At 71.1% G+C, this 23740-nt stretch carries 23 protein-coding genes and 1 riboswitch; of the genes, 12 read left to right on the forward strand and 11 right to left on the reverse strand.

Annotation, left to right across the window (positions count from 1 at the left end):
• The first annotated feature begins 76 nt into the window (after positions 1-76).
• Positions 77-1027: a carbohydrate-binding protein gene (locus tag ACFZDE_RS21485; protein ID WP_391201748.1), complete on the forward strand. Its 951-nt coding sequence runs from the start codon at positions 77-79 to the stop codon at positions 1025-1027.
• 6 nt (positions 1028-1033) lie between these two features.
• Here the strand turns inward: ACFZDE_RS21485 and ACFZDE_RS21490 are convergent, their stop codons facing one another.
• From ACFZDE_RS21490 to ACFZDE_RS21500, 3 genes are all read right to left on the reverse strand, one after another.
• The gene (locus ACFZDE_RS21490; RefSeq protein WP_391201751.1) at positions 1034-1963 is read right to left on the reverse strand and encodes a hexose kinase; all 930 of its coding nucleotides are present in this window, start codon (positions 1961-1963) and stop codon (positions 1034-1036) included.
• Positions 1964-2083: 120 nt separating this feature from the next.
• A complete protein-coding gene (gene nagA / locus ACFZDE_RS21495; RefSeq protein WP_391201754.1) occupies positions 2084-3295 on the reverse strand; it encodes an N-acetylglucosamine-6-phosphate deacetylase in 1212 nt (403 codons plus the stop codon).
• On the reverse strand, positions 3295-4236 hold the full coding sequence (locus tag ACFZDE_RS21500) for an ROK family protein (RefSeq protein ID WP_391201757.1): 942 nt from the start codon (positions 4234-4236) through the stop codon (positions 3295-3297). The genes nagA and ACFZDE_RS21500 overlap by 1 nt, the downstream gene beginning before the upstream one ends.
• A 133-nt stretch (positions 4237-4369) precedes the next feature.
• Here ACFZDE_RS21500 and ACFZDE_RS21505 point away from each other — a divergent pair, with 133 nt between their 5' ends.
• Both ACFZDE_RS21505 and ACFZDE_RS21510 read left to right on the forward strand, forming a co-directional pair.
• The gene (locus tag ACFZDE_RS21505) at positions 4370-5623 is read left to right on the forward strand and encodes an extracellular solute-binding protein (RefSeq protein ID WP_391201760.1); all 1254 of its coding nucleotides are present in this window, start codon (positions 4370-4372) and stop codon (positions 5621-5623) included.
• Between the two features lie 41 nt (positions 5624-5664).
• Positions 5665-5910: a DUF3263 domain-containing protein gene (locus ACFZDE_RS21510; RefSeq protein ID WP_391201763.1), complete on the forward strand. Its 246-nt coding sequence runs from the start codon at positions 5665-5667 to the stop codon at positions 5908-5910.
• Positions 5911-5992: 82 nt separating this feature from the next.
• Here ACFZDE_RS21510 and otsB read toward each other — a convergent pair whose 3' ends face one another.
• From otsB to ACFZDE_RS21525, 3 genes are all read right to left on the reverse strand, one after another.
• Positions 5993-6814: a trehalose-phosphatase gene (gene otsB, locus ACFZDE_RS21515; protein ID WP_391201766.1), complete on the reverse strand. Its 822-nt coding sequence runs from the start codon at positions 6812-6814 to the stop codon at positions 5993-5995.
• A gap of 7 nt (positions 6815-6821) precedes the next feature.
• Positions 6822-8210, reverse strand: coding sequence for a trehalose-6-phosphate synthase (locus ACFZDE_RS21520; protein ID WP_391201769.1), 1389 nt, complete (start codon positions 8208-8210; stop codon positions 6822-6824).
• A 73-nt stretch (positions 8211-8283) separates the two neighbouring features.
• Positions 8284-9228: a glucosyl-3-phosphoglycerate synthase gene (locus ACFZDE_RS21525; RefSeq protein ID WP_391201772.1), complete on the reverse strand. Its 945-nt coding sequence runs from the start codon at positions 9226-9228 to the stop codon at positions 8284-8286.
• A gap of 180 nt (positions 9229-9408) precedes the next feature.
• Positions 9409-9565, forward strand: a riboswitch (SAM riboswitch).
• Between the two features lie 18 nt (positions 9566-9583).
• Between ACFZDE_RS21525 and thrC the strand changes: the two genes are divergently transcribed.
• The 6 genes from thrC to ACFZDE_RS21555 all read left to right on the forward strand — a co-directional run bounded on the left by thrC (position 9584) and on the right by ACFZDE_RS21555 (position 16854).
• Complete coding sequence (gene thrC / locus ACFZDE_RS21530; protein ID WP_391201775.1) at positions 9584-10870, forward strand: threonine synthase; 1287 nt, start codon at positions 9584-9586, stop codon at positions 10868-10870.
• 117 nt (positions 10871-10987) lie between these two features.
• Positions 10988-11263: a MoaD/ThiS family protein gene (locus ACFZDE_RS21535; protein ID WP_031135858.1), complete on the forward strand. Its 276-nt coding sequence runs from the start codon at positions 10988-10990 to the stop codon at positions 11261-11263.
• 446 nt (positions 11264-11709) lie between these two features.
• Positions 11710-11913 carry a cold-shock protein gene (locus ACFZDE_RS21540; protein ID WP_010035953.1) on the forward strand — a complete coding sequence of 68 codons (204 nt, stop codon included), beginning with the start codon at positions 11710-11712 and terminating at the stop codon, positions 11911-11913.
• A 332-nt stretch (positions 11914-12245) separates the two neighbouring features.
• Positions 12246-13868 (forward strand): chaperonin GroEL, encoded by a 1623-nt coding sequence (gene groL / locus ACFZDE_RS21545; RefSeq protein ID WP_381428510.1) that lies wholly within the window; start codon positions 12246-12248, stop codon positions 13866-13868.
• Positions 13869-14085: 217 nt separating this feature from the next.
• Positions 14086-15210 carry an NADH:flavin oxidoreductase gene (locus tag ACFZDE_RS21550; protein WP_391201779.1) on the forward strand — a complete coding sequence of 375 codons (1125 nt, stop codon included), beginning with the start codon at positions 14086-14088 and terminating at the stop codon, positions 15208-15210.
• 90 nt (positions 15211-15300) lie between these two features.
• Positions 15301-16854 (forward strand): carboxylesterase family protein, encoded by a 1554-nt coding sequence (locus ACFZDE_RS21555; RefSeq protein ID WP_391201782.1) that lies wholly within the window; start codon positions 15301-15303, stop codon positions 16852-16854.
• A 1-nt stretch (position 16855) separates the two neighbouring features.
• Here the strand turns inward: ACFZDE_RS21555 and ACFZDE_RS21560 are convergent, their stop codons facing one another.
• The 4 genes from ACFZDE_RS21560 to ACFZDE_RS21575 form a co-directional block, all read right to left on the reverse strand.
• Positions 16856-17425, reverse strand: coding sequence for a hypothetical protein (locus tag ACFZDE_RS21560; RefSeq protein WP_391000693.1), 570 nt, complete (start codon positions 17423-17425; stop codon positions 16856-16858).
• 13 nt (positions 17426-17438) lie between these two features.
• The gene (locus ACFZDE_RS21565; protein ID WP_391202574.1) at positions 17439-18245 is read right to left on the reverse strand and encodes a hypothetical protein; all 807 of its coding nucleotides are present in this window, start codon (positions 18243-18245) and stop codon (positions 17439-17441) included.
• Between the two features lie 249 nt (positions 18246-18494).
• Positions 18495-18686: a DUF397 domain-containing protein gene (locus ACFZDE_RS21570; protein WP_391201785.1), complete on the reverse strand. Its 192-nt coding sequence runs from the start codon at positions 18684-18686 to the stop codon at positions 18495-18497.
• Positions 18670-19509: a Scr1 family TA system antitoxin-like transcriptional regulator gene (locus ACFZDE_RS21575; RefSeq protein ID WP_391201787.1), complete on the reverse strand. Its 840-nt coding sequence runs from the start codon at positions 19507-19509 to the stop codon at positions 18670-18672. The genes ACFZDE_RS21570 and ACFZDE_RS21575 overlap by 17 nt, the downstream gene beginning before the upstream one ends.
• A 114-nt stretch (positions 19510-19623) precedes the next feature.
• Here ACFZDE_RS21575 and ACFZDE_RS21580 point away from each other — a divergent pair, with 114 nt between their 5' ends.
• The 3 genes from ACFZDE_RS21580 (at position 19624) to ACFZDE_RS21590 (ending at position 22766) form a co-directional block, all read left to right on the forward strand.
• Positions 19624-19869 (forward strand): hypothetical protein, encoded by a 246-nt coding sequence (locus ACFZDE_RS21580; RefSeq protein ID WP_359893349.1) that lies wholly within the window; start codon positions 19624-19626, stop codon positions 19867-19869.
• A gap of 197 nt (positions 19870-20066) precedes the next feature.
• On the forward strand, positions 20067-22037 hold the full coding sequence (locus tag ACFZDE_RS21585; protein ID WP_391201789.1) for a hypothetical protein: 1971 nt from the start codon (positions 20067-20069) through the stop codon (positions 22035-22037).
• A gap of 84 nt (positions 22038-22121) precedes the next feature.
• Complete coding sequence (locus ACFZDE_RS21590; protein ID WP_391000703.1) at positions 22122-22766, forward strand: hypothetical protein; 645 nt, start codon at positions 22122-22124, stop codon at positions 22764-22766.
• 1 nt (position 22767) lies between these two features.
• Here the strand turns inward: ACFZDE_RS21590 and murQ are convergent, their stop codons facing one another.
• Complete coding sequence (murQ, locus tag ACFZDE_RS21595) at positions 22768-23700, reverse strand: N-acetylmuramic acid 6-phosphate etherase (RefSeq protein ID WP_391201792.1); 933 nt, start codon at positions 23698-23700, stop codon at positions 22768-22770.
• Positions 23701-23740: the final 40 nt, after the last annotated feature.

A 23740-nucleotide genomic window follows, 5' to 3' on the forward strand; every position in this document is an offset into this window, starting at 1 on the left:
GGGTCTCTGGGAGCGGGTAGGCTCGCTTACTCACCCGTGTACCGCATGCACCGCACCTGACTGAGGAGACCAAGGGATGACGCCCGGCAACAACGGCGCGAGCACGCCCGAGGACGACGACCCGTTCGGCTATCTCTACGCCGACGGGCAGGCCAACGGGGCCCAGCCGCCGTCCGGGGGCTACGGCTACCCGAACTCGGTCAACCGGGTGCGCGCGGTCGGCACACGCCAGTACGGCCAGCAGCCGCAGCACCCGCAGACCGCGCCGTACGGCCAGGTCCCGCAGCAGGCCACCTACAGCCAGCCGAACGCGCACTACGCCGCGCCGGAGACGCTGCCCGGCGGTGCGACCACCGCCCAGCAGCAGGTGCCGGGCGGTGGCGGTGGCGGCCGGGGTGGTCGCGGGCCGAACCACAAGGGCCTGCTGATCGGCGCGATCGCGGTGGTGGCCGCGGTCGTCATCGGCATCGGCGTGGCCATGCTGGGCGGCGACAAGGACAAGGACGGTGCGTCCGACGAGGTGGGCACGAGCCCCACCCAGTCCGAGGAGTCGAAGCCGAGCCCCTCGGCGAGCAAGGCCGGTGGGAGCAAGGTCGACCTGCCCGAGATCGACGCCAAGGCGCTGCGTCTCGGTGGTGGCGCGGCCCTCGCCCAGGACGTCGAGGGCGCGCAGTCCGACGGCGGTATCTACGTCGGCAACCTCAACCAGGTCGGCTCGTCGGTCACCTGGACCGTCAACGGTGTCCCCAAGGATGGCACGTACACGGTCTTCGCCCGCTACAGCACGGCGGACGAGGACCAGAAGATGACGCTCACCGTCAACGGCAAGCCCTTCGGCAGCAAGCTGAACATGGGCAACTTCGCCCACGCCAAGGACGGCGACTTCGCCAAGGGCTGGACGAAGACCTACGCCTGGCCGACCCTCAACAAGGGCACCAACACGATCACGGTCTCCTGTGCGGAGGGCGACAAGTGCAACGTCCTCCTGGACCAGCTGTGGCTGAAGGCGGGCCAGGTCGAGGACTGACCCGGCTCACGCCGCGCTGACCTCCCCCGAGACCGACACCTTCGTCAGCAACTCCTCGTACAGCCTCCGGTCGAACTCCCCGGCCACCGGTGCCCGCACCGTCGCTGCCGCCAGGGCCGTCGCCCGGGTGAGGCAGGTCGGCCAGGGGAGGTGTTCCACCCAGGCCGAGAGCAGGCCCGCCACCGCCGCGTCGCCCGCGCCGGTCGGGTTGCCCCGTAGCTGGGTCGGGGGGACCGCTCGCCAGCGGCCCTCTCGGGTCACCGCCAGGAGGCCCTGCGGGCCGAGGGACGCCACCACCGCGCCCGCGCCCCGGCGGCGGGCGTCCTGGGTCGCGCGGAGTGGGTCGTGGGAGCCGGTCAGTTCCGCCAGTTCGTCGGCGTTCGGCTTGATGATGTCCGGGCGGGCCGCGACGCCCCGGCGCAGGGGTTCGCCGCTGGTGTCCAGGAGGACCGGGACGGCGAAGGAGCGGGCCGTGCGGACCAGGCCCGCGTACGCGCCCACCGGGACGCCCGGCGGCAGGCTGCCGCACAGGGCCACCGCGGAGGCGGACGGGAGCAGGTCCTCGTAGGCCTCCTGGAAGGACGACCATTCGGACGGCGTGATCGTCGGGCCCGGCTCGTTGAGCTGCGTCGTGTCGCCGGTGCGCTCGTCGGCCACGGCGATGGTGCGGCGGGTCGCGCCCGATACGGGGACCAGCGCGTCCACCACCCCCGGCGCCGCCGCGAGTCCCTCCTGCACGACCCGGCCCGTCGCGCCGCCCGTGAACCCCGTCACCGTCACCTCGTGCCCGAGGGCGGCGAGCACCCGGGCCACGTTGACGCCCTTGCCGCCGGGGCGTTCCGTCACCTCGGAGACGCGGTGGGAGGCGTGCGGCCTGAGGGACCGTACGCGGTAGGTGATGTCGAGAGCGGTGTTCAGCGTGACCGTGAGGATCACCTGGGCCGACCTCCCCCGATGTGCTTGCCGACGTGAACGTGCAGGTAGCCCGATCATGCCAAAGAGACGGCGGTCGGCCCAGTCCTGGAGTCGGCCGCCGTCTCTCGACTGGGGGATGGATCAGCCCAGTTGGGGAGGGACCACCCATTCGCCCCGGCGCATGACGCCCTTCAGTTCGTACGCGGAGTCCAGCAGCAGCAGGTCGGCGTACTTTCCGGGCTCCAGTGAGCCGATCGTGTCGGCCATGCCGAGCAGCCGGGCCGGGTTGGCGGACAGGGCCGTCACCGCGTCCTCGACGGTGAGCCCGTCGACCGTCACCGCCCGCTTGAACGCGCGGTCCTGGGTGAGGGTCGAACCGGCGATCGTGCCGTCCTCCACCAGCCGGGCCACGCCGTCCGCGACCTCCACCTCCAGCGGGCCCAGCCAGTAGCGGCCGTCGCCGAAACCGGCCGCGTCCATCGCGTCCGTGATGAACGCGACCCGGTCGGCGCCCGCGTGATGGAACGCCAGTCGCAGCGCGGCGGGGTGCAGGTGCGTGCCGTCGTTGATCAGCTCGACCGTGATCCGCTCGTCCTCCAGCAGCGCGGTGATCGGGCCGGGGGAGCGGTGGCCGAGCGGCGGCATCGCGTTGAACAGGTGCGTGGCGACGGTGGCGCCCGCGTCGATGGCCTCCACCGTCTGCTCGTACGTCGCGTCCGTGTGGCCGATCGCCGCGATCACGCCGTGGTCGGCGAGCAGGCGTACGGAGTCCAGGCCGCCGGGCAGTTCGGTGGCCAGCGTGAGCATCTTGGCCCGGCCCCGGGCCGCGTCGATCAGCTTGCGGACGTCCGCGGGGTCCGGGTCGCGCAGCAGGGCCTCGGAGTGGGCGCCCTTGCGGCAGGGGGAGATGAACGGGCCCTCGAAGTGCACGCCCGCGATCTCGCCCTGCTCGGCGAGTTCGCTCAGCAGGCCGGCGCGGTGGGTGAGGGAGTCCATGTCGCCGGTGACGGTGGAGGCGACCAGGGTGGTCGTGCCGTGCAGGCGGTGGGTGTGGATGCCCTTGAGGATGTCGTCGACCGAGCCGGAGGTGAAGGAGGCTCCGCCGCCGCCGTGGTTGTGGATGTCGACGAAGCCGGGGATCACGTAGTGGCCTGTTACGTCGATGACCTGGGCGTTCTTCGGTGCCGACCCGGTGATGCGGGGGCCCTCGATGGTCACCTGGCCGTTTTCCACGGTTCCTGTGGGGAGGACCACGGTCGCGCCGGTCAGGACCGTGGGGTCTTCGGCCGTTGCGGGGTGCGGGTGGTGTGTGGTCGGTCGCGCAGTTCCCCGCGCCCCTGGGGGCGTTGCCATCAGGTGGTTACCTCCGAACGGGCGGTCGACAGCAGAAGGTCCCAGGCCAGCAGGCCCGCCCCCAGGCAACCGGCGCTGTCGCCCAGCGCCGCGGGGACGATCGTCGGCTGTTTCTGGAAGGTGATGCGGCGGCGGATTGCCTCCCGCAGGGGCGTGAACAGCGTGTCCCCCGCCTCGGCCAGCCCCCCGCCGATGATCAGGACGCGGGGATCCAGCAACGTCAGGGCCGTGACCAGGCCGTCGGCCAGGGCGTCGATCGCCTGGTGCCAGACCGCCTCGGCCTTCGGGTCGCCGGAGGCCACCGCCTTCGCGCAGTCGGCCGCGTCGGCGTGCGGGTCGCCCGAGGCGGCGGCCCAGGCCTCGCTGACGGCCGCCGCCGAGGCGAAGCGCTCCAGGCAGCCCTGCTGCCCGCACGGGCAGGGGGCCCCGCCGGGGCGTACGACGATATGGCCGATCTCGCCCGCGAAGCCGTGCGCGCCCGCCTCGACCCGGCCGTCGACGCCGATGGCGCCCGCGATGCCGGTGCCCAGCGCCACGAACAGGTACCGGTCCGCGCCCCGGCCCGCGCCGACCCGCCCCTCGGCGAGGCCGCCGGTGCGCACGTCGTGGCCGAGGGCGACCGGGATGCCGAGCCGCTGTGCCAGCAGCTCGCGCAGCGGGACGTCGCGCCAGCCGAGGTTGGCCGCGTAGACGGCGACGCCGTGCGCCTCGTCGACGATGCCGGGGACGGCCACACCGGCGGCCGACGGGGGCGTACCGAACTGCTCGGCGCCGTACGCGTGCAGCTCGGCGGCGAAGTCGAGGATGCCCGCGACGACGGCGTCCGGTCCCTGGGCGCGTCCGGTGGCCCGGCGGGCCCGGTGCAGTACCTCGCCCCCCGGTCCGGCCAGCGCGGCCTTCATCCCGGTGCCGCCCACGTCGAGGGCGATGACATGTCTCACGGGGAACAGTGTGACCCGGGGACCCGCAAGAGGTCTAGTCCACTCACGTGGTGTAGACCTTGTTCCGGATATCGAAATGTTTCGGCGGCGGTGACGCCGGGGTTGGGGAAGAGCAGCGGTGCAGCGTCGGCGGATGGCAGGAACGATCGCGGTGGTGTCCGCACTGGGCATGACGGCGGTCCTCGGCGGCTGCGGAGCCACGGGCGGATCGGCCGACGTGACCCTGAAGCTGGTCGCCGCCGACTACGGCGACAGCGCGGCCAACAGCTCCGAGAAGTACTGGGAGAAGCTCGCCGCCGAGTACGAGGCCGACCACCCCGACGTCAAGATCGACGTCAGCGTCTACTCCTGGAACGACGTCGACCGCAAGGTCAGGGAGATGGTCGCCGCCGGTGACCCGCCGGACATGGCGCAGATCGGTGCGTACGCCGACTACGCCGCCCAGGACCAGCTCTACAAGGCCGACGACCTGCTCTCCATACGCACGCAGGCCGATTTCGTCGGACAGCTGGCCGCCGCGGGCCAGGTCAAGGGCGTGCAGTACGGACTGCCGTTCGCCGCCTCCACCCGCGTGCTCTTCTACAACAAGTCCCTCTTCGCCAAGGCCGGCATCAGCGCGCCCGAGTCCTGGGACGACCTGGCCGCGGACGCCGAGGCGCTCAAGGCGAAGGGTGTGAAGTACCCGTACGCGCTGCCCCTCGGTCCCGAGGAGGCGCAGGCCGAGACCATGCAGTGGATGCTCAGCGGCGGGGGCGGCTACACCGACGGCGTCGACAGCTACGGCATCGACTCCCCGGAGAACGTCGACACCTTCACCTGGCTGAAGGAGGACCTGGTCGGCAAGGGCCTGACCGGGCCCGTCGCGCCCGGCGAGCTGAACCGGGCCGCGGCGTTCGCCGCCTTCGCCAAGGGCGAGGTCGGCATGCTCAACGGCCACCCCTCGCTGATGAAGATCGCCGCGAAGAACGGCGTCAAGTACGGAATGGTGCCCACACCGGGCAAGGAGGGCCCGAGCCGGTCCACGCTCGGCGTCACCGACTGGATGACGGCGTTCCGCAAGAACGGCCACCGCGACCAGGTGGGGGAGTTCCTCGACTTCGTCTACAGCGAGAAGAACGTGCTGGCCTTCTCCCGTGAGTACGACCTGCTGCCGGTCACCTCCTCCGCGTCCGGCACGATGGCCGCCGCCGACGAGGACCGGCACCTTCGGCCGTTCCTGGAGGAGCTGCTGGCCTCCGAGCTCTACCCCGTCGGCAAGACGTCCTGGGCCGATGTCAGTGCGCAGGTCAAGCAGGAGATCGGCAAGGCGGTCGCGGCCGGGGGGAGTCCCTCCGGTGTGCTCGGGCATCTCCAGGCGGGGGCGACCCGGGCCGAGAGTGCGGAGTAGCTGCCGCTGGGCTGTCGGTGGGGGGCGTTACGGTGCCGTTCATGGGTGAGGACACGGGTGAGCAGGGGCTGGGGCGTCTTGAGCGGGACGTTCTCGCTCTTGAGCGGCGGGGGTTCTCCGGGCCGGGGGTGAAGGAGCGGGCCATACGTGAGGAGCTGGGGCTCGCGCCTGTGCGGTATTTCCAGTTGCTCAATGCGTTGCTTGACGATGCTCGGGCCCTGGCTCATGACCCGGTGACGGTGAATCGGTTGCGGCGGGTTCGGGAGCGGCGGCGGTCCGAGCGGTGAGTGGGGCTTTCTGACCGTCGCGGGTGCGGGTGCGTTGTGGTTGTTCGCGCAGTTCCCCGCGCCCCTGGAGGGGCGCCCCCCCTCAGCCGATTCGATCGGCCAGCGTGGACAGCAGCTCCACCACGCCCTCCGGGCCCTGTACGACCATGTCCGCTCGTTCGCTGAGTTCCGTCACCTCGTCGCTGCCGCTGCACACCAGCAGGCCCGGGGTGCCGGTCGTGCGGAGGGTGTCGACGGCCGAGTAGGCGGGGAGGTCGCCCAGGTCGTCGCCGGCGTAGAGGATGGATCCGGCGTCGATCTCGCGGGCGTAGCCGGTCAGGGCGACGCCCTTGTCCATGCCGGGTGGGCGTAGCTCCAGGACCATGCGGCCGGGCTCGACGATCAGGCCGTGCCGGGTCGCCAGGGCGGTGAGCGGCTCGCGCAGGGCGTCGAAGGCGGCCTGGGGGTCGGCGGCCCGGCGGGTGTGCACGGCCACCGCCCGGCCCTTGTCCTCGACCCAGGTGCCGGTGCCGTCGAGCAGCCCGGGCAGCTCGGTGCGTACGGCCGCGACGCCGGGGTGCGGGTCGGGTGCGGTGATCTTGCCGCTGCGGGCGTCCCACCGCTCGGCGCCGTAGTGCCCGAGGACGACGAGGTGCTCCAGGCCGGGCGCGTCCGCGAAGCCGCCGTTGCGCACCGCGACCTCGGCCGGCCGGCCGGTGACCACCGCCACCGCGGCGACCTTCGGGGCGAGGGCGGCCAGCGCGGGCAGCGCCTCCGGATGGGCCCGGGCCAGCTCCGGGTCGGCCACGATCGGCGCGAGGGTCCCGTCGAAGTCGAGCCCGATCAGTGCCTTGCCGGGCTGTGCGAGGAGGGCGTCGAGGCCGTCCTGCCCGGCCTTCGTGGCGGGGGTGGGAAGGCTGCTCATGCGGCCCTCAGCCCCTCAACGCGTTGAGCTGGTCGACGAACCACTGTGCCGGTGGCAGTGCCGTCGCCGCCGCGGCCAGGCGCTTGCAGCGTTCGGCGCGTTCCTCCGGGCGCATCGACAGGGCCTCGTGCAGGGCCGCCGCCGTACCCGTGATGTCGTAGGGGTTCACCGTGACGGCGTCCTCGCCCAGCTCCTCGTGCGCCCCGGCCTCCCGCGACAGCACCAGCGCGCAGCCCGCGTCGGAGACCACCGGGACCTCCTTGGCGACGAGGTTCATGCCGTCGCGGATGGGGTTGACGAGGGCCACGTCGGCCAGCCGGTAGGCGGCCAGGGAGCGGGCGAAGTCGTCCTTGACGTGCAGCACGACCGGAGTCCAGCCGGGCGTGCCGTACTCGGCGTTGATCTCGTCGGCGACCCGCCGCACCTCGGCCGTGTAGTCCCGGTACACCGCGAGGTCCTGCCGGGAGGGGTAGGCGAAGGCGACGTGCACCACCCGCTCGCGCCACTCGGCGTGCGTCTCCAGCAGGCGGCGGTAGGCCAGCAGGCCGCGCACGATGTTCTTGGACAGTTCGGTGCGGTCCACCCGGACGATGGTGCGCCGGCCCTCGCCGATCTCCTGCCGCAGCGCGGTGATCCGCTCCTCGACGTCCGGCTCGTGGGCCCGCTTGCGCAGGAAGTCCGCGTCGGCGCCGAGGCCGTGCACCCCGACCCGCGTGCCGCCCAGCCCGCCCGCGAACCGCTCGGCGCACGCGGTGAACGCCTCCGCCCAGCGTTCGGTGAGGAAGCCGAGGCGGTCCGCGCCGAGCATGCCGCGCAGCACCTGCCCGGCCACGTCGTCCGGCAGCATCCGGAAGTACTCGGGCGGCGCCCACGGCGTGTGCGAGAAGTGCCCGATGCGCAGGTCGGGCCGCAGCTCGCGGAGCATGCCCGGCACCAGCGTCAGGTGGTAGTCCTGCACCACGACCGCCGCGCCCTGCCCGGCCTCCTCGGCCAGCGCCTCGGCGAACGCCCGGTTGTACGCCTCGTAGGACGCCCACTGCCGCCGGAACTCCGCGTCGAAGACCGGCTCCAGGGGTGTCTGGTAGAGCATGTGGTGCACGAACCACAGGACCGAGTTGGCGATGCCGTTGTACGCGTCGGCGTGCACGTCGGCCGGGATGTCCAGCATCCGCACGCCGTCCTCGCCGATCCCGCGCCGTACGGCCTCGCGGTCGCCGTCGGACAGCGCCGAGCACACCCACAGCGCGTCCGCGTCCGAGCCGATCGCGGAGAGCCCGGAGACCAGCCCGCCACCGCCCCGTTTGGCCTCCAGCGAGCCGTCCTCGCCCACCGTGTACGAGACGGGACCCCGGTTGGAGGCCACCAGCACCTGCGCAGCACCGTTCGTCGAAGACATAAGCCTCAACCTAGCCCGGCCCCCGAACGCTCAAACGTGCGGATCTGCCGCGTCCGGCCGAAAACCGTCCCGGTCAGGCCGCTTTCCGCGCCTGGTACTCGGCGATGTCCACCATCGGCGGACGCTCCTCGGTGTCCACGGAGTACGTCCGCGGCTCGAAGCCGTCCTCGCCTCGCTCGAACTGCGTCAGGGACGGCCGGATCAGATGCCCGCGGGCCAGCCGCAGCTGGGCCGTGCGGTAGATCGCGGCGGCCATCCGGCCCAGCGCCTGCCCGTCCTGGTGCCGGTGCTTGCGCACCCCCACGTCCACCTGGGCGAGGGCGTCCAGGCCCACCAGGTGCAGGGCGTCCACCAGCATGCCCAGCTCCACGCCGTACCCGACGGGGAAGGGCAGCTGCTCCAGCAGGGAGCGGCGGGCCGCGTACTCGCCGCCCAGCGGCTGCACGAAACCGGCCAGCTGCGGCCAGTGCATGTTCAGCAGCGGGCGCGCCATCAGCTCGGTGACCCGGCCGCCCTGCCCGGCGGCGCCGCCGAGGGGGCGGTCGTACATGGCCTTCACCAGCTCCACGTCCGGATCCGTCAGCAGCGGGCCCACGATCCCGGAGACGAAGTCGGACGAGAAGTCCCTGAGGTCCGCGTCCACGAAGCAGACGATGTCGCCGCGGGTGACCAGGAGCGAACGCCACAGCACCTCGCCCTTGCCGGGCACGGCGGGCAGGCGCGGGAGTATCGCGTCCCGGTGCACCACCCGGGCGCCCGCGGCGGCGGCCACCTCGGAGGTGCGGTCGGCGGACCCGGAGTCGACGACGACCACCTCGTCGACGAGCGGCACCTGCCGCATCAGGTCATGGCGGATGACGGAGACGATGTCGCCGACCGTCGCCTCCTCGTTGAGCGCGGGCAGCACCACGCTGACCGTCCGGCCCGTGCGCTGCTTCGCGGCGAGGATCTGGTGGAGCGGGCGCTCGTTCGCTGACCAGGAACGGGTGCTCAGCCAGCGCTCGACTTCTTCCAGCACCGTGGCGGCTCCTCTGCGTACTCTCGGCGGGACGGGTTGCCCGCCGCCGTAGCGGCTGACGGGTACAGTCATCTCGCGGTTCGGACGACTATCTCAACTGTCCGGGTCGTCGGTTACAGTCTTGAACAACGCGGATGACCATCGCATGTCCGGGGTCACCCGCCGCCTACAACCACATACAGCTCATCCAGAGGGGCAGAGGGAAACGGCCCGATGAAGCCCCGGCAACCCTCCAGTCGGTACTCGTAGGTCACTGTCGACCACCAGCGCGAGGCTCCCGGCTCGGGAAGGTGCCAAATCCGTCTCACGGCGAGATGCGTCGTGAGGAAGATGAGGAGAAAGGGCCTCGCCTCACATGGCTGCGCAGACTGTTGCAAGCACCACTGAATCCACCGTAGACCTCGGCCCCGCCGCCGCGCTCAGCTGCCGCGAGTGCGGCCACCGTGTGCCCCTCGGCCCGGTCTTCGCGTGCCAGGAGTGTTTCGGCCCGCTGGAGATCGCCTACGACTTCTCGGCCTACGACACCGAAGAGCTCCGCAAGCGCATCGAAGCGGGACCCGCGAACATCTGGCGCTACGCCCCGCTGCTGCCGGTCCCGGCCGACGTCGCGGACAAGCCGAACATCAACCCCGGCTGGACCAAGCTCGTCAAGGCCGACAACCTCGCGCGCGAGCTGGGCGTCGACGCCGGCAAGCTGTTCGTGAAGGACGACTCCGGCAACCCCACGCACTCCTTCAAGGACCGCGTCGTCGCCCAGGCCCTGGAGGCCGCGCGCGCCTTCGGCTTCACCACGCTCTCCTGCTCCTCCACCGGCAACCTGGCCGGTGCGGTGGGCGCCGCCGCGGCCCGCGCCGGGTTCCGCTCCTGCGTGTTCATCCCGCACGACCTGGAGCAGGGCAAGGTCGTCATGGCCGCGGTCTACGGCGGCGAGCTCGTCGGCATCGAGGGCAACTACGACGACGTGAACCGCTTCTGCTCCGAGCTGATCGGCGACCCGGCCGGCGAGGGCTGGGGCTTCGTCAACGTCAACCTGCGGCCGTACTACGCCGAGGGCTCCAAGACCCTCGCGTACGAGATCTGCGAGCAGCTCGGCTGGAAGCTCCCCGACCAGCTGGTCGTGCCGATCGCCTCCGGCTCGCAGCTGACGAAGATCGACAAGGGGCTCCAGGAGCTGATCAAGCTCGGTCTGGTCGAGGACAAGCCGTACAAGATCTTCGGTGCGCAGGCCGAGGGGTGCTCGCCGGTGTCCGTCGCCTACAAGGCCGGGCATGACGTGGTGCGCCCGCAGAAGCCGAACACGATCGCCAAGTCGCTGGCGATCGGGAATCCCGCGGACGGGCCGTACGTGCTGGACATCGCGCGGCGGACCGGTGGGGCGGTGGAGGACGTGAACGACGAGCAGGTCGTCGATGCGATCAAGTTGCTCGCGCGGACCGAGGGGATCTTTGCGGAGACCGCCGGTGGTGTGACCGTGGGTGTCGCCAAGAAGCTGATCGAGAGCGGGCTGCTCGACCCGTCGTTGACGACCGTGGTGCTGAACACGGGTGATGGGCTGAAGACGCTGGACGCGGTGGCGGGTACCGGGCTCACTGCGACGATTCGGCCCAACCTGGACTCGTTCCGGGAAGCCGGGCTCGTCTGATCGTCGTTCGCTGCGGGCCGGTGGGGGCTGGTCGCGCCCGCGCGGCGGAGCCGCAAATCGACACAGCCCCGCGCCCCTAAGAGCAGGTGCGTCACCCAACCCGGAGGTTTTGAAGATATGAGCGTCACCGTTCGCATCCCCACGATCCTGCGCACCTACACCGGCGGCCAGGCTGAGGTGTCCGCCGATGGTGGGACCCTCGGCGAGGTCATCGCCGATCTGGAGAAGAACCACACCGGGATCGCCGCCCGGGTGCTGGACGACCAGGGCAAGTTGCGCCGGTTCGTCAACGTGTACGTCAACGACGACGACGTGCGGTTCGAGCAGGGGCTGGAGACGGCCACGCCCGACGGTGCCGGTGTGTCGATCATTCCCGCCGTCGCCGGCGGCTGAACCGGTCGGACGGCTTGATCATTACCTTCGGTAACGGCCGTCACTGAGAGTTCATCGAATTGCCCCCTCCGTGAGAGAAGCGGAGGGGGCAATTCTGCGTGATTGAGCGCGGTACAGTTGGGGAACGCGGTCCCGATCCCCTGATCGGAACCCTGAATTCCCGCTGCGAGCCCGACAAGATGTAGCCAAAGTGTGCGCATCTTTTGCGGCTTTTGTTCCCTTTGTGTGGCCCGACTTGCCCTGAACTCGGGCGAATTCTCCCCACATTCCGGACCCGGCGCGTCCAGAATTCTCGTCCGATTGACCTGTTGCAGACGGCAGTTGGACAGATACATTCAGCCGCGGTCGACGCGTTCCGGCGCACGCCCCCAACCGTGGGGGGTGAGGTCTGACCCGGGTCCGCGAAGTGTGGATCTGTGCAAGGGCCAGTAATAGGGGAGTTAGGCATGGCTCAGGGCACCGTCAAGTGGTTCAACGCGGAGAAGGGGTACGGCTTCATCGCGGTCGACGGTGGTGCGGATGTTTTCGTCCACTACAGCGCGATTCAGATGGACGGCTACCGCACCCTTGAAGAGGGCCAGCGGGTCGAGTTCGAGATCTCGCAGGGCCAGAAGGGACCGCAGGCCGACATGGTTCGCGTCTCTGCCTGAACGCGCACCACGACCAACGCATCAGCACCGGTCTTCTCAGAAGGGCCCGTACCCCCCGGGGTGCGGGCCCTTCCGCATGCTCGAACACCCCGCGGGACAGTGTTCGCGGGCGGCTGACGCCCCCGCCCGATCCCCGGGAGGCGCTTGCACTCGCAGGGGTCGAGTGCTAATCATTGCGTTAGCACTCTGAAGGTGAGAGTGACAACGTAAGGACCGGGTCGGTGAGGCCCGCAGGCCGGGTGGGGAAGGAACCACAAGGCAAGCGAGCCGTCCGTCGCGGGCGCGGGCGCGGTCCGAAGTAATCACCCCCAGTCCTGGAGGGACCACTTCACATGGCCAAGATCATCGCGTTCGACGAGGAGGCGCGGCGCGGCCTCGAGCGCGGCATGAACCAGCTCGCGGACGCCGTCAAGGTGACGCTCGGCCCCAAGGGCCGCAACGTCGTCCTCGAGAAGAAGTGGGGCGCGCCCACGATCACCAACGATGGTGTCTCCATCGCCAAGGAGATCGAGCTCGAGGACCCGTACGAGAAGATCGGCGCCGAGCTGGTCAAGGAAGTCGCCAAGAAGACGGACGACGTCGCCGGTGACGGTACGACCACCGCGACCGTTCTCGCCCAGGCCCTGGTCAAGGAGGGTCTGCGCAACGTAGCCGCCGGCGCCAACCCGATGGCCCTCAAGCGTGGTATCGAGCGTGCCGTCGAGGCCGTCTCCGCCGCCCTGCTGGAGCAGGCGAAGGATGTCGAGACCAAGGAGCAGATCGCTTCCACGGCCTCCATCTCCGCCGCCGACACCCAGATCGGCGAGCTCATCGCCGAGGCCATGGACAAGGTCGGCAAGGAAGGCGTCATCACCGTCGAGGAGTCCCAGACCTTCGGTCTGGAGCTGGAGCTCACCGAGGGTATGCGCTTCGACAAGGGCTACATCTCGGCGTACTTCGCCACCGACATGGAGCGTATGGAGGCCGTCCTCGACGACCCGTACATCCTGATCGCCAACTCGAAGATCAGCAACGTCAAGGACCTGCTGCCGCTCCTCGAGAAGGTCATGCAGTCCGGCAAGCCGCTGCTGATCATCGCCGAGGACGTCGAGGGCGAGGCCCTGTCGACCCTGGTCGTCAACAAGATCCGCGGCACCTTCAAGTCCGTCGCCGTCAAGGCCCCGGGCTTCGGCGACCGCCGCAAGGCGATGCTGCAGGACATCGGCATCCTCACCGGCGGCGAGGTGATCTCCGAGGAGGTCGGCCTCAAGCTGGAGAACGCCACGATCGACCTGCTGGGCAAGGCCCGCAAGGTCGTCATCACCAAGGACGAGACCACCATCGTCGACGGTGCCGGCTCCGCCGACCAGGTCGCCGGCCGGGTCAACCAGATCCGCGCCGAGATCGAGAACAGCGACTCGGACTACGACCGCGAGAAGCTCCAGGAGCGCCTGGCGAAGCTCGCGGGCGGCGTGGCCGTCATCAAGGCCGGTGCCGCCACCGAGGTGGAGCTCAAGGAGCGCAAGCACCGCATCGAGGACGCCGTGCGCAACGCCAAGGCGGCCGTCGAGGAGGGCATCGTCGCCGGTGGTGGCGTGGCCCTGCTCCAGGCCTCCCAGGTCTTCGAGAAGCTGGAGCTCGACGGTGACGAGGCGACCGGCGCCAACGCCGTGAAGCTCGCGCTGGAGGCCCCGCTGAAGCAGATCGCCGTCAACGGTGGTCTCGAGGGCGGCGTCGTCGTGGAGAAGGTCCGCAACCTCCAGGTCGGTCACGGCCTGAACGCCGCGACCGGTGAGTACGTCGACATGATCGCCGAGGGCATCATCGACCCGGCGAAGGTGACCCGTTCCGCTCTGCAGAACGCCGCCTCCATCGCCGCGCTGTTCCTCACCACCGAGGCCGTCATCGCCGACAAGCCGGAGAAGGCCGCCGCGCCCGCCGGTGGCGGCATGCCGGGCGGTGACATGGACTTCTGATCGACCCCTGGGGATTCCCCGGTTGATCAACGGTCTTACCGAGGGCGGCACTTCCTGTTCAGGCAGGGGGTGCCGCCCTCGGGCGTGTCCGGGGGTGCACTCTCCCGCGTGTCCGGGATCACAGCGAGGGTGGGATGGCGGGGCCGGGCCGGGTGGTTGAAGCTTGCATCCAATGCGTATGCACATACCAGCCGGTACCCCCGAAGGAGTCCTCCGTATGACCCTCGCCGCCTCCGCATCCCGCGCCGCCGAAATCCTCTCCCGGCCCGTGTCGCTGGGCGGCCTGACCGTTCCGAACCGGATCGCGATGGCGCCGATGACCCGGATGTTCTCCCCGGGTGGCGTGCCCGGCGAGGACGTCGTCTCGTACTACGCGCGCCGCGCCGCCGCCGGAGTCGGCCTGATCGTCACCGAGGGCACCTACGTCGGCCACGACTCGGCCGGGCAGAGCGATCGTGTGCCGCGTTTCCACGGTGAGGAGCAGCTCGCGGGCTGGGCGAAGGTCGCCGAGGCGGTGCACGCGGCGGGCGGCACGATCGTGCCCCAGCTGTGGCACATCGGCATGGTCCGCAACCAGGGCGAGCCCCCGTTCGCCGACGCCCCCGCCGTCGGCCCCTCCGGTCTGCGCATCGGCGCCGACGAGCCCACCGGCAAGGCCATGACCCAGGTCGACATCGACGCGGTCATCGGCGCGTTCGCCGAGGCCGCCGCGGCCGCCGAGCGCATCGGCTTCGACGGCGTGGAGCTGCACGGCGCCCACGGCTACCTGCTCGACCAGTTCCTCTGGGAGGGCACCAACCGTCGCGGCGACGCCTACGGCGGCGACCGGGTCGCCCGCGTCAAGCTCTCCGAGGAGATCGTCGCGGCCGTCCGCGAGACCGTCTCCGCAGACTTCCCCGTCATCTTCCGCTACTCCCAGTGGAAGCAGGAGGCCTACGACGCCCGCCTCGCCGAGACGCCCGAGGAGCTGGAGTCCATCCTGGCCCCGCTCGCGGCGGCCGGTGTCGACGCCTTCCACGCCTCCACCCGCCGCTACTGGGTGCCCGAGTTCGAGGACTCCGACCTGAACCTGGCCGGGTGGACGAAGAAGCTCACCGGCAAGCCGGCCATCACCGTCGGCTCGGTCGGCCTGAACGGCGACTTCATCAAGGCCCTCCAGGGCCAGGGCGCCGAGGTCGGCGACCTCGACAACCTCCTGGACCGTTTCGAGCGCGACGAGTTCGACATGGTCGCCGTCGGCCGCGCCCTGCTCCAGGACCCCGAGTGGGCCCGCAAGGTGCTCGACGGCCGCCTGGAGGAGCTGGCGTCCTACGACCCGGCGTCGCTGAAGTCCCTCAGCTGACCACCGTCACCTGAGGCCCTGGATCTGCTCGCTTCGGTCAAGGGACACTGACCGAGCGTTTGTTCACCCGTACGGAGTGAGGAGATCCCGATGACGACGACCGAGTCCCGCCCGCCGCACGACGATTCCGCCGGGCAGCCGGGGCCGGTGGTGCGCACCACCGGCGGGGCGGTCCGGGGCCGCAGGGAGGCGGGGCTCGCGGTCTTCCGGGGCATCCCCTTCGCCGCGCCGCCGGTGGGCGAGGCCCGCTTCCAGGCGCCCCGTCCGGCCCGGCCCTGGGACGGCACACGGGAGGCCCGCGCCTTCGGCCCGCCGCCCCCGCAGGACCTCGGCAGCCTGGGCGGCCCGGGCCTGCTCGATCTCCCCGAGGGCGACGACTGGCTCACGGTCAACGTCTGGACCCCCGACCCCGACCCGGCGGCCCGCCGCCCGGTCATGGTGTGGATCTACGGCGGTGCCTACAAGCTCGGCCACTCCGGCAGCCCCGGCTACGACGCCCGGCACATCGCCACCGAGGGCGATGTGGTGGTCGTGTCCCTCAACTACCGCCTGGGCATGGAGGGTTTCGCGCACATCGAGGGGGCGCCCGCCAACCGCGGACTGCTCGACCAGGTGGCCGCGCTGGAGTGGGTGCGGGACAACGTCGAGGCGTTCGGCGGCGACCCCGGCCAGGTCACGGTCTTCGGGGAGTCCGCGGGGGCGGGCTCGGTCGCCTCGCTGCTCTCCATGCCCCGCGCGGCCGGGCTGTTCCGGCGGGCGATCGCCCAGAGCGTGCCGGGGACGTACTTCTCCGACGCCCTTGCCCGGGACATCGGCACCGCCCTCGCCGCCGAGGTGGGCTCGCGCCCCACGGTCGCCGACCTCTCGACGATCGACCCGCGGCGGCTGACGTCGGCGGGCGAGACGCTGAGCGCCAAGATGCTCCAGCGCATCGACCGCTGGGGGCAGGCGGCGCCCACGGTCACCCCGTTCGCGCCGGTCGTCGACGGCGAGGTCCTGCCGACGACCCCGTGGCAGGCGCTGCGCTCCGGCTCGGCGCGGGACGTCGACCTCCTCGTGGGCCACAACCGCGACGAGTACCGCCTCTTCATCGCCATGGCGGGCCGGCTCGGCCAGATATCCGAGGAGAGGGCCGCCTCGGCCCTGAGCCTGTTCGCCCCCAGCGGCGAACAGGCGTACCGCGACGCCTTCCCCGACGCCTCCCCGAGCGAGCTCTACGAACGCGTCCAGACGGACTGGCTGTTCAACATGCCGTCCCTGCGCCTGGCCGAGGCGCAGCGGGCGGGCGGCGGACACGCCCACGTCTACGAACTGACCTGGCCGGCCCCCGGCAACGGCGGCGCGCTCGGCGCCTGCCACGGCCTGGACATCCCACTGCTCTTCGGCACCTACGGGGCGGACCTGGGGCTGCTGCTGTTCGCGGGCGTCGAGCCGTCCGCCGAGGCCCTCGCGCTGTCCGCTCGCTTCCGCGCGTCCTGGACGTCCTTCGCGAGGTCGGGCGACCCGGGCTGGCCGGCGTACGACGACGAGCGGCGGCTGGTGCAGGTGCTGGACACGGAGCCGGAGGTGCGGGCGTATCCGGAGGAGCGGTCGCGGCGGCTGTGGGAGGGGTACGAGTTCCCGCCCCTGCCGCTGCTGGGGTGACCTACAGGTTGCCCATGGGCTCGATGTCGGTCCGCATCGGCGTCCCCCACACCCGCAGCACCTCGTAGTCGGTGAACTCGTGGACCAGCCGGTACGCCATGGCGGCCCGGGGGGCCTTGCGCTGGGCGTTGATGAACAGTTCCGCCTCGCGCCGGTCCCGGCGCGGAGTGCCGCACAGCTGCCAGGCCTGACCGTTCCACAGCTCCGCCAGCCAGCGCTGCTGGGGCTGGGGGCGGTCGCCGCGCACGCCGTAACGGGACGGCGCGGGCTCGGCGGGCCGGGCTTGCGGGGCGGGACCGTTGAACTCCGCCCGGCGGGCCGCCCTGCGTCGCGTCTCGCACAGCAGACACAGATCGGGGGCGGCCTCGTCGACCGGGCCGTTCGGGTGCTCGGGGCAGCGGGTACTGGGCGCGGCGCCCGTGACACTCTCGTCCAGCAGGTCCAGGGCGCGCTTCAGATCGGCTTTGACCTCGTGCAGCTTGGCGTCCGGGGTATCGACGGTGAGGGCCTCCCCGTGCTCCCCGAGGAGCCGGAGGGCGCGGCCGAGGGCGGTCAGCTGGGCGTGGTTCATGACTCCATTGTCCTCAGTCGGCGCAATCGTGACGTCGGCGGGACATCGCGGCTCGGATCCCGGCCGCGTGGGCGTGGACCGTGGGGGCGGAAACGGGTGCGGGGGGTTGCGCGGGGGCGCGTTCGCCCCGGCAGGCGCTGCAACGCCCCCCTGGCAGGGTCTCCGGACGCCCCGGGGCGCCGCAGTTCGCGCACTCCAGGACCCGTAGGGGCGGTCTTGGGGTGGGTGGCGGCGGGATTTTGCTGGTCAGGCGGGTGCGGACCAGGGCGGCGGGGTGATGGACGGGCGTCGGCAGGCCGGCGGTGAGCGCCCGTAGTACGTCGTCCTCCGAGGCGCCCCGCTCGAACCAGTCCGTCACCAGGGGGGCGAGCGTCGCGCAGTCGGTCTGGGAGAGGGACAGGGCGGGGGCTGTGCGGCCGAGGGCGGCCAGGAGGATGTGGGCGCGGGAGCGGGTGGGGCGGGCTGCCTGTGGCGGTGGTGCGTCGCCGCGGGTGAACGCTGTCCACCAGTCGTCATCCCGGGCGGTGCGGGACCACCACGAACGGGTGATCCACCGGGAGCTGCCGTCGTCGGCTGTGATGCACTCCCGGCCTCGACGCAGGTGGCCCGCCTGCTGGATGCGGTTGAGGGCGGTGCCCAGGGCGCACTGTCCGTACGGGAGCTGCTTGGCCAGCGTCTTTACCGAGATGTCCGCGCCGTCGGGGAGCCGGTCCAGGTAGGTGGCGATGGCGGCTTCGCGGGGTGGGAGGTGGGCGAAGTCGTGGTTCGTGCGCGGGGATTGGCCGGGGGGCGTGCGTTTGCCGTAGCCCGGCCCCGCCATGGGGTGCGCGGACGGGGAGGCGGCACTAAAGTTGGCGTCAGCCATGGGATCGTTGCTTCCGATCTCGATGGTTAAGCCCCCGCAGGTGTTGGCGCACCGGGCGGGGGCTGTTGCTTGTTCAGGAACGGTAGAGGCAGGTGACTGTCCGTGGCAAACCGGATGCGTCGCGTCAACTCGCCGGGTGGGAGGGTGGGTTGAAGCCCTCCACCCAATCCTTGAAAAGAGAGCTCGAAGCTCGGATCCCGAAGCTCAAGCCGTCTCGTCCTTGAGGTTCTCGACGAAAGCGGACCAGGCGGTGGCCCGGAACACGAGCTTCGGGCCGTGGGGGGTCTTGGAGTCGCGGACGGGGATGACGTCAGGGAATGCCTGGGTGACTTCCAGGCAGTTGTCGCCGCTCCCGCCGCTGTAGCTGGACTTGTACCACTCAGGCATGTTCCTCATGGTCGTAATCCTGCGTCATTGCTTCGAGCAGGGCTAGAGACTTCTCAGGCGAGAGTGCAGAGGCTGCCAGGAACTCGTAGTAGAAGCGGTACTCCGCCACGGTGGCGGGGTCGTCGTCCAGCCGCCCTGTGCCGACACCTTCGAGGTAGGCGAGCGGAGGTGCGTCGTCGAAGTCCATGAGCTTGACGCACCCCTGCATGGCCGGGTGCGCCCCCGCGTCGAAGGGCAGCACCTGCACGATGGACCGGCTGCGGCGGGCCATGCCGCTGATGTGTCGCAGGGCCTCGGCCATGACCTCCGCCCCGCCTGTCACCCGCCGCAGGGCAGACTCGTCAATCACGGCCCACAACAAGGGCTTTGTTGGATCGTCGAGGATGCGAGTCCGCTCCATACGGGCGGCCACCCTCTTCTCGATCTCCTCATCGGGTGCGGTCGGTTGATATGCGCGGCACACCGCCCGGGTGTAGGCGGGTGTCTGGAGCAGGCCGGGAATCAGCATCGATGCGAACTCTCTGATGGCCACAGCCCGGCCCTCCGCCTCCGCCGCTTCCGCGAAGTGGTCCGGATACTTCGACTTCGCCGCCGCCCCACAGTTCCGCTGGAAGAAGTCCCCCGTCCCCAACTCCTCGTCCAGCAAACGGGCGTACTCCGCCTGCAACCGCCGCGTCCCCGCCTCCAGCTGCCCGATGAACGACCCGCTCACGAACAACCGCTGCCCCAGTTCCTCCTGGCTGAGGCCGGCCTTCTCGCGGGCGTGGCGGAGTTCCGCGCCCAGGAGGGCCCGCGGGGAGGAGGACGGGTCGAGGTCCCTGGAACCGGGCATGGGCAACTCCCTGTCACACAGATCGGGTTGTTGGACCGCCGTATCTGGCCAGGCTAGAGGCGGCTCGGCCACGCTGTGTGGAGAATCACAAACTCAGCGTGGAGGTAGGGAACCGTGCGTTCGACCGAAGAGATCGTGCAATCGCTGCGGGACGCCCTCGCCGGAGTCGGGGTCGTGCTGCCGTCGCTGGGCGTCGACCCGGTGACCGGCGCGAGCGACGAACCGTTCGCGCTGGTCGACTTGGGGCGGTGCAACGTACGGACGGCCGAGCACCTCACCGACGTACTGCGGTCGCTGCCCGTGAAGGAGACGCTGCGGGCGCGCGTGCGGCAGGTCAACCGGGAGCCCAAGTCACGGTGAAGTAATGGTGGCCGGGAGGTGTACAACCATTCACCCCTCATTGCCGTCGAACAGGCGTATCGCGCATACACACCGGCGTTCGCCCCACCGCACGCCACTCCGGAAATACACGTCCTTTCCCAGAGAAAGCACTCCCCATGACGTTCCGTTGGCTGTGTGGTGTCCTGCGTGTGCGCGGGAAGACCGACCTTTTTCTCGTGTTCCTGTTCGCCGCCGGATTCGCCGCACTGCCGGTTTTCGCGCTGCTCCCGTCACTGTGGGGCTTCGCCGCCGCCTCGGCGGTGACGTATGCCGCCGACGAGGTGCTGCACACGCGCTCGCCCGCCTTCGTGCGGCGGCTGGCCGCGTTGCAGCTGACCCGCACGATGCGGTTCGCCGTGCGGACGGTGATGCTGCTCGCGCTGGCCGAGCGGATGGACGCGCCCGGCGCCGTGCTGGTCGCCGCGCTGGCCGTGTTCGCCGCCCACTTCACGCTGGTGATCATGTTCACGGCCGTGCACCACGCCATCCGGCGGCGGCGCACGCTGCCGGTCGTCGTGCGCAACCTCGACATGAGCGGGGCGGGCATACCGCAGTCCCCGCCCGCGCTGCTCTACCGGCGGTTCCTGCGCAAGCTGCTGCACCTGGACCTCCCGGCCCACGCGGGGCTGCTCGCCGCGCTCGCGGTGGGGGCCTGGCAGCCCGCGGCCCTCGGCTTCGCGGTCACCGCCGGGCTCGCGGTCGCGGCCGTGGTGGCGCTGCTCGGGCAGCTGCGCCGGGCCCGCCGGATGCCGTCGGGCGACGAGGTGATCGCCGAGGTCAACCGCCAACTGGCCGGATACCGGCCGGAGGTGGCGCTGTACTTCAGCTTCGCGTCCGTGTCCCGGGACTTCATGTACCAGGTCAACATGTGGATCGAGACGCTGGAGCAGCTCGACCGGCGGCCGCTGATCATCCTGCGGGAGCGGGCCTCGTTCCGCTACCTCGGCCGTACGTCGATCCCGGTCCTGTGCGTGCCGAAGGCCGACGACGTGGCGCAGCTGGAGCTGCCCGAGCTTCGGGTCGTGCTCTACCCGGGCAACGCGGGCAAGAACGTGCACATGCTGCGGGTCGCCGAGGCCAAGCACGTCTTCATAGGGCACGGCGACAGCGACAAGCTCGCCAGCAGCAACCGGGTCAGCAAGGTCTACGACGAGATCTGGGTGGCCGGGCGGGCCGGGCGCGACCGCTACCAGCGGGTGCGGCACGCCATCAGCGACTCGGCGATCGTCGAGGTGGGCCGCCCGCAGCTGTCGTCGATCCGGTTGCACGCCGACCACGTGCCGGGCCCCCTGCCGACCGTGCTGTACGCGCCGACCTGGGAGGGCTGGAGCGACGACGACTGTCACACGTCCCTGATCCCGATGGGCGTGCCGCTGATCGAGAAGCTGCTCGCGGAGAACGTACGGGTCCTCTACAAGCCGCACCCCCTCACCGGGAAGCGCTCACGCGAGGCGGCCGAGGCGGACCGGGCCATCCGTGAGCTGCTGCGCGCCGACAACGAGCGGCGTGACTCCCGGGAGGCCGAGGCCGCGATGGCCGCCGCCCGGCCGCGGCTGGCCGAGATCCAGGCCCGCCTCGCCGAGCTGTCGGGCCGGCTCACCGGCGACGACGCGCAGCAGACGCGCGAGGCCCGCCCGTCCGGCCTGGACGGGGAGGCCGAGTGGCACGAGCTGAGCGCCGAGTGGCACCGGTTGTTCTGGGAGAGCCGGGGCCCGCTCGGGCACCAGGTGATCGTCAAGCAGCTGCCCACGCTGTACGCGTGCTTCGACCAGGCCGACATCCTGATCAGCGACGTCTCCTCCGTGGTCGCGGACTTCGTGGCGAGCCTCAAGCCGTATGTGCTGACCAACGCGAACGACCTGCCCGACGAGGACTTCCGCGCGGCGTACACCACCGCCGGGGGCGCGTATCTGCTGGACCGGGCGTGCACCCGGCTGCCGGACATCCTCGACTCGGTGCGCGCGCCGGGCCGCGACCCCATGGCACCCGAGCGCCGGATCCTCAAGGAGTACGTCCTCGGCCCGGACCGTCCCACCTCGATGGAGCGCTTCAACGCCGCCGTCAACGCCCTGGCCGAGAAGGCGACGGCCGAGCAGGACGAGCCCTGCGAGGGGAGGCTGCCGCTGGTCGCCGGGCTTCCGGGCTGACCGGGTTCCGGTCGGCAGCGGCGCGGGCCGCTTGGATATCGTGGCGGGCGCCAACGAACGTTCGAGCGACAGAGGATCGGGACCATGAGCGCGTCCGGTACGGCGGTGTCTGCCGATGGAGCCGGAGGGGCGGGGACTTCGCTGCCCGCCCCGTCCGGCGGACGCAAGACCGTCAGCTCCGCGCTGTGGGCGGTGCTGGTGCCCGCGCTGCTCCTCCTCGGCGCCGTGCTCGGGCAGTGGATGACCTGGGCCGGAGTCGTCGTCGCCCTGGCGGTCATCGCGGTCGCCGCCTGCGTCATCGGCGGCTCCTGGCACCGGGCCGGGGCGGCGACGCTCGTCTCGTTCGGCGGCTTCGCGCTGATGCTGTTCGCCGGGCCCGCCGCGTACGAGGCGTATATGAAGACCGCCGGAGAGCCCGTCGACGCCGTGGTGACCCAGGTGGTCGACCGGGACCAGCGGCGTGGGCCGGACATGGTCTGCACGGTCCGGGAGCTCGGCGGCAAGAGGACGACGTACGAGGTGTCCCAGCAGGAGAACTGCTTCGGCCAGGCCCGGCCCGGTGACCGCGTGGAGATCCGCAAGGACCCGCTCGGGCTGCTCGACCCCCGCCTGCCCGACAGCCCTGACCAGCGCAACACCACGGAGATCACCCTCGCGATCACCGCCGCGCTGACACTGCTCGTCGCCGGAGGCACCTTCTACGGCGGGCAGCGCCGCAGGGACCGGTGAGTCAGCCGCTCGCCGCCAGGGCCGCCCGCAGATGGCCCCCGGACTCCTCCAGGAGACGGGCGGCCGTCGGACCGTCCACGTCGGCCAGGATCGTCAGGATGGCGTTCTTCACCTCGCCGTCCGTGGCGGTCAGGGCCTCTTCGATCTCCTTGTCCCCGGCACCGGTCGCGAGGGCGACGATGCGGTGGGAGCGGGCGCGCAGCTTGTCGTTGGAAGCGCGCACGTCGACCATCAGGTTCCCGTAGGTCTTGCCCAGCCGGATCATCGTGATCGTCGACAGCATGTTGAGGACGAGCTTCTGCGCCGTGCCGGACTTCAGACGGGTGGAACCGGTGAGCAGCTCGGGGCCCACGACGATCTCGATGCCGTGGTCGGCGGCGGCCGCGAGCGGGCTGCCGGGGTTGCAGGCGAGCCCGACCGTGAGGCAGCCACGGGCCCGGGCGTGCTCGACCGCGCCGATGGCGTACGGGGTGCGGCCGGAGGCGGAGATGCCGACCACCGTGTCGTCGGGGATCAGGGCGAGGGCGTCCAGGTCGGCCTCCGCCAGGTCCCGGGAGTCCTCCGCGCCCTCGACGGAGGTGACCACGGCGTCCGGGCCGCCCGCGATCAGGCCGACGACCCGGTCAGGGTCGGTGTTGAACGTGGGCGGGCACTCGGAGGCGTCCAGGATGCCCAGCCGGCCCGCCGTGCCCGCGCCCGCGTAGACCAGCCGCCCGCCCCGGGCCATCCGCTCCGCGACGGCGTCGATCGCGGCGGCGATCCCCGGCAGCCGCTCCGCGACCGCCCCGGCCACGGTGGCGTCCTCGCCGTTCATCAGCCGGGCGATGTCCAGGGTGGGCAGCCGGTCGATGTCCGCGAGCTCCGGCCGGAAGGCCTCGGTGGTCAGGGACTCCAACTCGGTCCTGAGATTTCGGGGGTGGGAGGTGGAGGTCATGAACGGCTCTTTCCGTGTCTTTCCGGTGCTGGGCGGGGCG

This window comes from Streptomyces sp. NPDC007929, from assembly GCF_042959065.1.
Lineage (GTDB): Bacteria > Actinomycetota > Actinomycetes > Streptomycetales > Streptomycetaceae > Streptomyces.